Source organism: Pseudonocardia sp., assembly GCF_050246655.1.
GTDB lineage: Bacteria > Actinomycetota > Actinomycetes > Mycobacteriales > Pseudonocardiaceae > Pseudonocardia.
Genome location: NZ_JBFWVQ010000044.1, coordinates 25,120 through 35,639 on the forward strand (window position 1 = coordinate 25,120; position 10,520 = coordinate 35,639).

Genomic DNA, 10,520 nt, shown 5'->3' on the forward strand with positions numbered 1-10,520 from the left:
ATCGTGCCGGGTGAGATGGTTGCGGGCGCCCGGTCCGGGTGCACGGAAGGGGAGACAGAGTGGATCGGCAGCTCGCGCCCGCACTGCGCGCCGTGATCTTCGACGTCGACGGCACGCTCGCCGACACCGAACGCGACGGCCACCGGCACGCGTTCAACGCGGCGTTCGTCCGCCACGGCGTCGACGTCGAGTGGAGCGCCGACGAGTACGGGCGCCTCCTGGAGATCACCGGTGGCAGGCGACGCATCGCCACCGACCTGAGGGCCCGCGGATTCGGCGAGACGGCCGACGGGATCGCCGCCCGCGTGCACCGGACCAAGACCGACCTGTTCCGCGCGCTCGTCGTCAACGGGCGCCTCGCCCCCCGTCCGGGCATGCGCGCGCTCGTCGCCGATCTCGTGGGCGAGGGCGTCCGGATCGCCGTGGCCACCACCGGGCGGCGCTCGTGGGTGGATCCGCTCATCGCCCGGCTGCTGCGCGGGTTCCCGGTCGACCTCGTCGTGACCGGCGACGACGTCGCCGACCTCAAGCCGGATCCCGAGGCCTACCTGAAGGCGCTGGACGGCCTCGGCATCGCCCCGCACGAGGCGCTCGCCGTGGAGGACTCCGCCAACGGCCTGCAGGCGGCGACGGCGGCGGGCCTGCCGACCGTCGTGGTGACCAACGGCTACACCCGGGCCCAGGACTTCACCGGCGCGGTCGCCGTCCGGCCGGCCTACGACGACCCCCACCAGCTGCTCACGGTGCACTGCCGGGAGCTTCAGCGGCAGTGGTGGGAAGCCCGGGCGGACGCCGCGGTACCGGGCCCGGGCGCGTGACCCGTCAGGTGGTGCGCAGGTCCTCCAGGAGCTCGACCTGCTCGGAGAGCACCCCGGTGAGAATCCGGCGCGCCACCGCCAGGAGCTCGGCGATGTGCGGGCTGGTGAGCGAGTAGAACACCGTCGAGCCGGATTTCCGGGTGGAGACCAGCCCCGCCCGGCGCAGGACGGCGAGCTGCTGGGACAGGTTCGCGGGCTCGATCCCGACCTCGGGCAGCAGCTCGGCGACGGCGTGCTCGCGCTCGCTGAGCAGTTCCAGGACACGGATGCGTGCGGGATGGCCCAGGGTTTTGAAGAACTCGGCCTTGAGCTGGTAAAGCGGTCTGCTCATCACGATCCTGTCCTGGTGTCAGGCGGTTCTCACGCTAGCAACTGCGAGGAGTCGATCACAGGTCGTTGCCGGGGTAGGACAGGTTGAAGCTCTTGTTGACCAGGGGGAAGTCCGGGACGATCGTGTCCGCGAGCGCCACCGGCAGCGCGGGCCAGGTGAGGAAGCTCGGGTCCACCACCTTCACCCGCGTGAGCGAGCCGTCGCCCGCCGTCTCGACGCGGTGCACCAGCGTCCCGCGCCACGCCTCCACGATCCCGACGCCCGAACGCGCCGGTCTGGCCGCCGGCGCGGGGGGCGCGGTCGCCGACCTGCGCCCGTCGAGGGCGGTCGCCAGGGTGGTGATCGTCCGCAGCGACGCGGCGATCTCCTCGGCGCGCACCACGAAGCGGGAGAGCACGTCGCCGTCGGTGCGCGTGTGCGTGACGGCGGGCACCGGCTCCGGGAGCCACGGGTGATCCTGGCGGGCGTCCACCCGCAGGCCGCTGGCGCGGGCCACATAGCCGAGGACCCCGAGGTCCGCTGCCTGCTCGGCGCCGAGCACCGCGGTGCCGGTGAACCGGTCCAGGACGACGCTGTGGTGCAGCGCCAGCCCGACGATCTCGTCGACGTCGCGGCCGATCCGCGCGAGGGCGCCGAGGTCGGGCAGCGCGGCGAGCGCCGCACCACCGGGATGGACCGCCCCACGCAGCAGCCGGTGCCCCGTCACGGCGTCGTTGACGCGCAGGAGGCCCTCGCGCACCCGCAGCGCGTGGACGCCGAGGATGCCGTGCCCGACATCGGTGCAGAGCGCACCCAGGTCGGCGACGTGGTTGTGCAGCCGCTCCAGCTCCAGCACGATCCCGCGCAGCCGGGCGGCGTCGGGCGGGACCGCGATGCCCGCCGCGTCCTCGACGGCGCGGCAGAACGCGAGCGTGTGACCGACCGTGGTGTCTCCCGCGATGCGCTCGGCGAGCCGCACCGCATCGGCCGGGCGGCGGCCCTCGAACAGCTTCTCCACACCGCGGTGGGTGAACCACAGGCGGGCCTTGAGCTTCACGATCGTCTCGCCGACGACGGAGAACCGGAAGTGACCGGGCCCGATCATCCCCGCGTGCACCGGGCCGACGGGGATCTCGTAGACGCCGGTGCCCTCGACCGTGCGGAACGGGTAGGGCCCGTCCACCTCCGCGAACTCCGGCGGCGCGCCCGCGCTGCGGCGCATCGGGTACCAGCCGGCGGGCCAGTGGAAATGGCGCACGAGGCGGCGCGGCAGCGGGTGGCCGGTGGGCACGATCCCGAAGAGGTCGCGCAGCTCGCGCTCGAACCGCCCGGCCGGGAACGACAGCCCCGCGAGCGTCGGGACCGTCGGCCGTGCGGCGTCCAGCGGCACGTGCAGCTCGACGCGCCGGTCCGGGGTATCGGCCGTCGCGGCCCGGGTGAACAGGTACACCGCGCGCAGCCCGGCGTCGGGTCCGGCGCCGGGTCCGGTGTCGTCGTGCCCGGCGACGAGGGCGAGCCGGAACCCTTCGGCGAGCAGCCGGCGCGCGCAGTCCGGCAGCTCACGTGCCGCGATCGTCCGCCGGTCGTCGCGGTCCGCCGCAGCGACGAGCCCGGCCGTCATCGCGCACCCGCGGCGCTCGCGGCGGCGTCGAGCAGCGGCTGCAGCGGGCCGGCCCAGAGGCCCAGCACGGCGCAGGCGACGAGCCCGGTGACCAGCACCGGTGCCTCGGGCACCGCGGTGCGGGTGGTCACCCCGGTCCGGACGGCCCCTTCGCCGGCGGCGCGCGGACCGTCGGCGGCCGGGCCGTCCGCCTCACCCAGCAGCATCCGGGCACCGTGGCCGATCAGCGCGGCCGCGATCACGAGGACCAGCACGAGTGCCGCGGCCACCTCCCAGCCCCGGCCCGCCGCGAACCCGGCCGTCACGATGCCCAGCTGGCTTGCGAACACGCTGAACGGCGGGAAGCCGAGCAACGCGGCCAGCCCGGCGGCGAGGCAGCCGGCGAGGACGGGGCTGCGGGTGGCGAGGCCACGCACCTCGGCGATGCGGCTGGTGCCAGTGAGCTGCAGGACCCGTCCGGCGCCGAGGAACAGCACCGCCTTGGCCAGCCCGTGGCCGAGCACGTGCAGCAGCGCGGCCGCCACGGCCGCGCGGGTGCCGATCGCGGCGCCCAGCGTCACGAGCGCCATGTGCTCCATGCTCGAGTAGGCGAGCATCCGCTTGTGGTCGCGCTGGGCCAGCAGCAGCGAGGCGACGACGGCGAGCGTCGCGAGTGCCGTCACCGCCAGCAGCACGCCGAGGAACGCCGGGCCCAGCGCGGCGTCCGACACCGCCTTGACCCGCAGCACCGCGTAGGCGGCCACCGACAGCAGCACCCCCGACATGAGCGCGGACACCGGCGCGGGCGCCTGCGAGTGCGCGTCGGGCAGCCAGGCGTGCAGGGGCACCAGGCCCACCTTCGTGCCGAACCCGAGCACGAGCAACGCCACGGCGATGCGGGTCGCGTCCGGGTCCAGCAGGGGCCCGAGCGCGACGAGATCGGCGAGGTCGAGCCCGTTCCCGCCGGCGTGCGCGCTCACGACGTGCAGGATCAGCGTCCCGAGCAGCGCGAGCGCGATGCCGGTCGAGCACACCACGACGTACTTCCACGCGGCCTCGACCGAGGCGCGCGTGCGGCGCTGACCGACGAGGAACGCGGTGCAGATCGTCGTCGCCTCGATCATGATCCAGACGACGCCGAGGTCCGCCGCGATCACCGCAGCCGTCATGGCAGCGACGAACAGCGACACCAGGACGTGGTGGCGAGCGGCGGTCCGGGCGGTCGCGCGGCCCGCGGCGATCTCCGTGTCGAAGTGCGCCGGGGTGGCCGCGGCGGCCAGGACGGCGACGGCCCCGATCACGAGCAGCAGAAACGCCGAGAGCGCGTCCACCCGTACGGTGCCGCCGAGCGCGGTGACCGGCGCCGATCCCGTCACCGTGACGGCGAGGGCGACGGCGGTGGCGAGCACGACCGCACAGGCGGCCGTGCCGATCCAGCGGGTGGCGGGCCGCCAGCCGAACGCGGCGTACGCGGCGGCGGCGGCGAGCGGTGCGAGCAGCCCGAGCGGTGTCATCGCGTCATCAGTCCCACTCAGTCCCTCAGCTCCCGCAGCTCGTCGAGGTCGGTGTCGCCGTAGGCCTCCCGCATCCGGGTGGTGAGGGTCTGCAGCACCAGCACGGCGAGCAGCACGTCGAGCGAGACACCCAGCTCGACGACCAGCCCCATCTCCGCGCCGGCGAGGAACCCGACGGCGGTGATCCCGTTGTCCATCAGCAGCAGGCCCACCACCTGCGACAGGGCGCGGCGGCGGGTCACCATGACGAAGAAGCCGATCAGCACCACGGTCAGGCCGACCGGGACGGCCGCCGCGGCGGGTGCGTCCGAAAGCGCCACCAGCGGCCGCGACACCGCGTACGCGAGCGAGGCCAGCAGGGCCGCGCACAGCAGGGAGGCCGTGACGTTGACCGACGGGTGCGTCTCGCGCCGCCCGGGACCGGCCTCGGCGAGCGCCCGGCCGAGCAGCAGCGGCAGCAGCACCGCCCGCAGCAGCGCCACCACGACGGCGACGACGCCCAGCTCGGCCGAGCCCTCCGCCACGGCGAGCAGCGCCACCATGACGGCGAGCAGCGCCCCCTGCACCGCGAACACCCGCACGATCACGGCGAGCTCCCGGCGCCACAGCACGAGCACGGCGCAGAGCAGGAACCCGCCGCAGGCCAGGTCGAGCAGGCGCGCGGTCACGGCTGCCCCCCGGTGCCGGCAGCCAGGAAGAAGGAGGCCGCGACGGCCAGCAGGGCGAGCAGGAACGACCCGGCGAGCAGCTCGGGCACCCGGAAGAGCCGCAGCTTGGCCAGGAACACCTCGATCCCGCCGAGGGCCGCCCCGAGCAGCGCCACCTTCACGAGCAGCGCGAGCACGCCGAGCGCGAGCGCGGCGGGGGTGAGCGCGGTGGCGATCCCCCACGGCAGGAAGAGCGTCGCGACCAGGCCGAGCAGCACCGTCATCCGCATGGCGGACGCGAGCTCCACGAGGGCGAGGTCCGGGCCCGCGTACTCCAGCACCATCGCCTCGTGGATCATCGTGAGCTCCAGGTGCGTGGTGGGGTTGTCCACCGGGAGCCGCCCGGTCTCCGCGACGAGCACGACGAGCAGGGCCACCGCCGCGAGCAGGCTCACCGGCGAGACCACGCGCGCGGGATCGTCCAGCGTCACGGCCAGCAGGTCGGCGAGGTTCGTCGAGCCTGCCCGCACCGAGAGCGCGAAGATCGCGAGCAGCAGCGTCGGCTCGGCGAGCGCGACGATCGTCATCTCGCGGCTCGCGCCCATCCCGCCGAAGGCGCTGCCGGTGTCGAGCCCGGCGAGCGCGAGCGCGGTGGTCCCGACCGCCAGGACGGCGACGACGACGAACAGGTCCGCGATCGGGTACAGCGCGGACTCGGCGGCCACCAGCGGCACCGCCACCGCGACGACGAGCGTGCTCGCCACCAGCACCGCGGGCGCGAGCCGGAACGGCTCGCTCGTCCCCCGCGGGGTGACGGCCTCCTTGCCGACGAGCTTGCGCAGATCCCGCCACGGCTGGGCCAGACCCGGCCCGACCCGGCCCTCCAGCCGGGCCCTGACCTGGCGCATCACGCCGACGAGCAGGGGCGAGGCCGCCACCACGACGGCGATCTGGAGCATGCCGCCCACGAGTCCGAGCGCGCTCACCCGAACACCGCCAGCACCGCCAGCAGGGCGCACAGGCCCACGAAGCCGTAGCCGAGGTAGCGGTGCACGCTGCCGTCGGCCAGCGCGCGCCCGCGCCTGCCCCACTCCCGCGCGGCGGCGAGCACCGGGGTGTAGAGGCGCCGCTCGATGCGGTCGGGCACCTGCCGACGGAACGCGACGGAACGCACCAGGTAGCGGGACTCGTCGTAGTGGTCGACGTCGACGCTGGTCTCGGGGGCCAGCACGTCGTCGAAGACCCGCTGGAGCGGCTCGGCGAACGACGTGGCGGTGTACTCCATGCGCGCGGTGAGCGGCCCGCCGCCGCACTCCCACTCGCGCGCCGCCCGGCGGTTGCCACCCCCCAGCACCCGCACGGCGGCCACGACGGCGACCGTGCCCGCGACAAGGGCCAGCGCGAGCAGCGCCGGGGACAGCACTCCCGCCACACCCGCGAGCTGCAGCGACACGAGGCCGGTCACCGCGGGCGAGCCGGGCACGGCGACCGCCACCGCCGCGGACACGGCCGGCAACATGAGCCCCGGTGCCCAGGCCAGGACGGCGCAGGCCACGGCGGCGAGCCCCATCCCCGCGAGCATCCCGGACGGGGCCTCCGTCGCCCCTGCCGCCGCGTCGCTGCGCGGCCGCGCGAGGAAGCCGACCCCGAAGGCCTTGACGAACGTGGCGATCGACAGCCCCGCCGTCAGCGCGACGGCGGCCACGGCGAGCGGCATCGCGATCGTCACCGCGGTGGACTCCTGCCCGCTCCCCGGCCCGTGGACCAACGCCTGCAGCAGCAGCCACTCCGACACGAACGCCGTCCCGGGCGGCAGCGCCGACGCCGCGAGCGCGCCCACCCCGAACAGCGCCGTCGTCGCGGGCATGGTGGGACGCAGCCCGCCGAGAGCGTCCAGGTCGCGGGTGCCGGTGGCCCGCACCACCGATCCCGCGGCGAGGAACAACAGCGTCTTGAACGCGGCGTGGCCCAGCAGGTGCACGAACGCCGCGGTGAGCGCGAGCGCCGCGAGCTGCGGGCGGCCCGCGGTGGTGAACAGGCCCGCCGCGCCGACACCCAGCAGCACCAGGCCCATGTTCTCGGTGGTCGACCGGCCAAGCAGGCGCTTGAGGTCGGTGCTGATCGCCGCCTGCAGGATCCCGTACACCGCGGAGAGCGCGCCCAGCCCGAGCAGCGCGAGCCACCACCAGGCGGGCCCGCCGCCGAGCAGGTCGAAGCCCACGCGCACGATCCCGTACACACCGAGGTTGACCATCGCCGCGGACATCAGCGCGGACAGGTGGCTGGGGGCCTCCGCGTGCGCCCGCGGCAGCCAGGCATGCAGCGGCACGAGGCCAGCCTTCGATCCGAACCCCACCACCGCGGCGACGAACACCACGCCCGCGACCGCAGGGGAGAGCGCCGGCCCGGCCGCCCGCAGCGCCGCGAACCCGCCGCCGCCCGCTTCCCCGGCGAGGACGGACAGGCCGACCAGCAGTGCGAGGAAGCCCAGGTGGGTCATCACGGCGTACCAGCGGGCGGCGCTCGCGACCTCCGGCCTGCCGCGGTGCTCCGCGACGAGCACCGCGAGCGACGTCAGCGCCGTCAGCTCCCAGCAGACCAGGAGCGTCGCCACGCTCGACGCCAGCGGCACCGCGATCATCGCGAGCACGAACAGCGGCAGCGCGGCCTGCGGCACCCGGTCGTCGAGGCCGTGGGAGCGGGCGTAGGAGGCGGCGTAGACACCCACCGGCACCGCGACCGCCGACACGACGCACACGAAGAGCGCCCCGAGCGGATCGCCCTCGAAGGCGAGCCCCGCGAGCGGCAGCAGGCCCGGCGCCGCGACCGCGAACGGCGCACCGGCGAGCATCGCGATCCCGGCCACGAGGCCGAACCCGCCGGTGAGGGCGACGCCCGCGCCCGCCACGCGCGGGCGCACCCCGCAGGGCAGCAGCCACGCGGCCACGGCGGAGCCGATCGCCGCCGCGCACGAGGCGAGCAGCGCGAGCCCCGGCGTCATCGGCCGGTCAGCTTCCGCACCGCCTCGACGACGGCCTCCGGGCGCGGCGGGCAGCCCGGCACGTCCAGATCGACCGGGACGACGTCGGACACCGCCCCGACGACGCCGTGGCCGCCCGCGAGCTCGCCGCAGTTGCGGGCGCAGTCGCCGACGGCGATCACCCACTTCGGGCCGGGGACGGCCTCGTAGGTGCGCTGCAGCGGGCGCCGCATGTTGCGGGTGACGACACCCGTCACCATCAGGACGTCCGCGTGGCGGGGTGAGGCGACCAGGCGCGCGCCGTAGCGCTCGGCGTCGTAGACCGGGCCGAACGCGGCCCCGATCTCGATCTCGCAGCCGCCGCAGGACCCGGCGTCGACGTGGCGGATCTGCGCCGATCCGTGCAGTGCCGGCGCGGTGGCCGGGCGGGGCGGGGCGGGTGGGGCGTCCTGTGCGATCCGACCCGTCCGCCGGATCAGCCGCCACAGTTTTCGCACGAGCCACCACCACATTGCGATGCAGGATTTAACAGTTGCGGACTTTAGCAACTTGGAAGAACGGCAGGGGTGTGATGCCTGCCGCGTCGGGTTGGGTGCCGGTGCTGTCGGGGGCCGGGGGTGCCGGGGGCCGGTGCTGCCGGGGGTGCCGGGCCGCGGCCCGGCGGGTCGGGCGCCCGGTGGACCGCGGGCACCGGCGGACCGCGGGTCCGGTGGACCGCGGGCACCGGCGGACCGCGGATCCGGCGACCGGCCGCCACCCCCGGCCAGCCGCGACCTGGCCGCCCGGCGAACCGCGGGCCCGCGAACCCGGGCCCCGGCGAACCGGTCGCCACCTCGGCCAGCCACGGCCCGGCAGAGCCCCTCGCAGAGGCTGCACACGCCTCGCACAGGCCGCAGCACCTGCGAGGCGTCGCGAGACCCTGCGAGGTGCACCGTGGGCTCTGCGAAGTTCACCGCGGGCTCTGCGAGGTGCACCGCGGATCTGCGAAGCCACCGCCACACCACCGCACACCACCGCGACACCACCGCCACCGGCGGACCGGCCGCCCGGCGAACTGCGGGCCCGGCGAACCGGCCGCCCGGCGGACCGGCCGCGACGAACCGGCCGCCACCCCCGGCCAGCCGCGCCCCCGGCAGGACCTCGCAGAGGCTGCACACGCCTCGCACAGGCCGCAGCACCTGCGAGGCGTCGCGACGCCCGGCGAAGAGCACCGCGGGCTCTGCGAAGAGCACCCGCGGGCTCTGCGAGGTGCACCGCGGGCTCTGCGAAGTGCACCGCGGGCTCTGCGAAGAGCACCGGCGGGCTCTGCGAAGAGCACCGGCGGGCTCTGCGAGGTGCACCGCGGACCTGCGAAGCCACCGCCACACCACCGCCACACCACCGCCACCGGCGGTCCGGCCGCCGGCGAGGCGAACCGGCCGCCACCCCCGGCGAGCTACGGCCTGGCCGCCCGGCGAACCGCCGGCCCGGCGAACCGGCCCCCACTCCGACCAACCACGGCCCGGCAGGACCCTCGCAGAGGCTGCACACGCCTCGCACGGGCCGCAGCACCTGCGAGGCGTCGCGAGGCCCTGCGAAGAGCACCGCAGGCTCTGCGAGGTGTCGCGCGGCCCTGCGAGGGCGGACGGCCGCGGGCACCCCGCAGCCCGGGCCTGCGCCGGACGACCCTGGCCGCCAGCCCGCCGGACGACCCTGGCCGCCAGCCCGCCGGACGGCCGGCGAGCCGCCGCAGGCAGCACGGCAGCGCGCCGACGCCCACCGGACCCCGGCGGCAGCCCCGCCGGCGGGCGTCACCCCAGCTCGGCGGATACGACCACCGGCATTCGGCGCAGCCGGTGCACGAGCAGGTGCGCGTCGGCCGCGGTCACCACGACGGTGCAGGCCACCCGGCTCTCCACGACGCCCTCGCGGACGTCGACTTCCAGGTCGCGCACCCGGTAGCCGCGCCCTCGCAGCAGGGTCACGACGCGCAGTACGCCGTCGAGACCATCGGTCACGTAGGCGGTGACGGCGCGGTGGACGGGTACCGGGACGACGTCCTCGGCGGGCACGGCCGGGGCGGGGGCGAGTACGGCGTGAGGCATGGCGGATCTCCTCGGGGGAACGGGCAGGAGGATCCGGACCAGGTCCCGGAGGACGCACGGCGACAGCGCGCCGGCGACCTGGCTCAGCCGGCGCGCTCGGTAATGATCAGACCCGCGGGGGTCGGGCGGCGCACGGCGACACCGTAACAGCCCGGGGCAGGACTGCCGACCGTTACGCGGCAGGCGGCCGGAAGGCCGAGCCCGCTCCGCCACACCCGCGCACTGCTGCACCACCGCGCCGGGCCCACCGACCATGCCTCGCCGCACACCACGACACCGGCCACCGGCCCACCGACCATGCCTCGCCGCGCACCACGACACCGGCCACCGCGCCCGCCGACCGCACTTCCCAACGCACCACCGCACCACCGCACCGGGCACAAGCCCGCCGAACCCGCGGACCACGGCATCCCGCCGCACCCCGGGCCGATCGTCCCCCACCGGACGACGATCGCGTCCGCTCTCAGCGGGTCGGCACCGAGTCCGCCGGACGGGCCGGGTCGGACGAGTCCTCCAGGCAGCGGGGGCCGAGGACGGCGACGGGGCACGGGGCGAACGCCACGAGGC

Annotated in this window: 9 protein-coding genes; 1 reads left to right on the plus strand and 8 read right to left on the minus strand. The window is 75.7% G+C overall.

Annotated elements, in window-relative coordinates; translation table 11 throughout:
* Positions 1 to 59 precede the first annotated feature (59 nt).
* Positions 60 to 818 (plus strand): HAD-IA family hydrolase, encoded by a 759-nt coding sequence (locus tag AB7J25_RS15925; protein ID WP_428509707.1) that lies wholly within the window; start codon positions 60 to 62, stop codon positions 816 to 818.
* A 4-nt stretch (positions 819 to 822) separates the two neighbouring features.
* On the opposite strand, the gene AB7J25_RS15930 is transcribed toward AB7J25_RS15925, so the two are convergent.
* The 8 genes from AB7J25_RS15930 to AB7J25_RS15965 form a co-directional block, all read right to left on the minus strand.
* Positions 823 to 1,149: an ArsR/SmtB family transcription factor gene (locus AB7J25_RS15930; RefSeq protein WP_428509709.1), complete on the minus strand. Its 327-nt coding sequence runs from the start codon at positions 1,147 to 1,149 to the stop codon at positions 823 to 825.
* Positions 1,150 to 1,204: 55 nt separating this feature from the next.
* Positions 1,205 to 2,749 (minus strand): nickel-dependent hydrogenase large subunit, encoded by a 1,545-nt coding sequence (locus AB7J25_RS15935; RefSeq protein ID WP_428509711.1) that lies wholly within the window; start codon positions 2,747 to 2,749, stop codon positions 1,205 to 1,207.
* Complete coding sequence (locus tag AB7J25_RS15940; protein ID WP_428509713.1) at positions 2,746 to 4,242, minus strand: proton-conducting transporter membrane subunit; 1,497 nt, start codon at positions 4,240 to 4,242, stop codon at positions 2,746 to 2,748. Before AB7J25_RS15940 ends, AB7J25_RS15935 begins: the two co-directional genes overlap by 4 nt.
* Before the next feature lie 17 nt (positions 4,243 to 4,259).
* Positions 4,260 to 4,910: a hypothetical protein gene (locus AB7J25_RS15945; RefSeq protein WP_428509715.1), complete on the minus strand. Its 651-nt coding sequence runs from the start codon at positions 4,908 to 4,910 to the stop codon at positions 4,260 to 4,262.
* On the minus strand, positions 4,907 to 5,875 hold the full coding sequence (locus AB7J25_RS15950) for a respiratory chain complex I subunit 1 family protein (protein WP_428509716.1): 969 nt from the start codon (positions 5,873 to 5,875) through the stop codon (positions 4,907 to 4,909). Before AB7J25_RS15950 ends, AB7J25_RS15945 begins: the two co-directional genes overlap by 4 nt.
* The gene (locus AB7J25_RS15955) at positions 5,872 to 7,890 is read right to left on the minus strand and encodes a proton-conducting transporter membrane subunit (protein WP_428509717.1); all 2,019 of its coding nucleotides are present in this window, start codon (positions 7,888 to 7,890) and stop codon (positions 5,872 to 5,874) included. Before AB7J25_RS15955 ends, AB7J25_RS15950 begins: the two co-directional genes overlap by 4 nt.
* Complete coding sequence (locus tag AB7J25_RS15960) at positions 7,887 to 8,366, minus strand: NADH-quinone oxidoreductase subunit B family protein (RefSeq protein ID WP_428509719.1); 480 nt, start codon at positions 8,364 to 8,366, stop codon at positions 7,887 to 7,889. Before AB7J25_RS15960 ends, AB7J25_RS15955 begins: the two co-directional genes overlap by 4 nt.
* Positions 8,367 to 9,659: 1,293 nt before the next feature.
* A complete protein-coding gene (locus tag AB7J25_RS15965; protein ID WP_428509721.1) occupies positions 9,660 to 9,953 on the minus strand; it encodes a hypothetical protein in 294 nt (97 codons plus the stop codon).
* Positions 9,954 to 10,520: the final 567 nt, after the last annotated feature.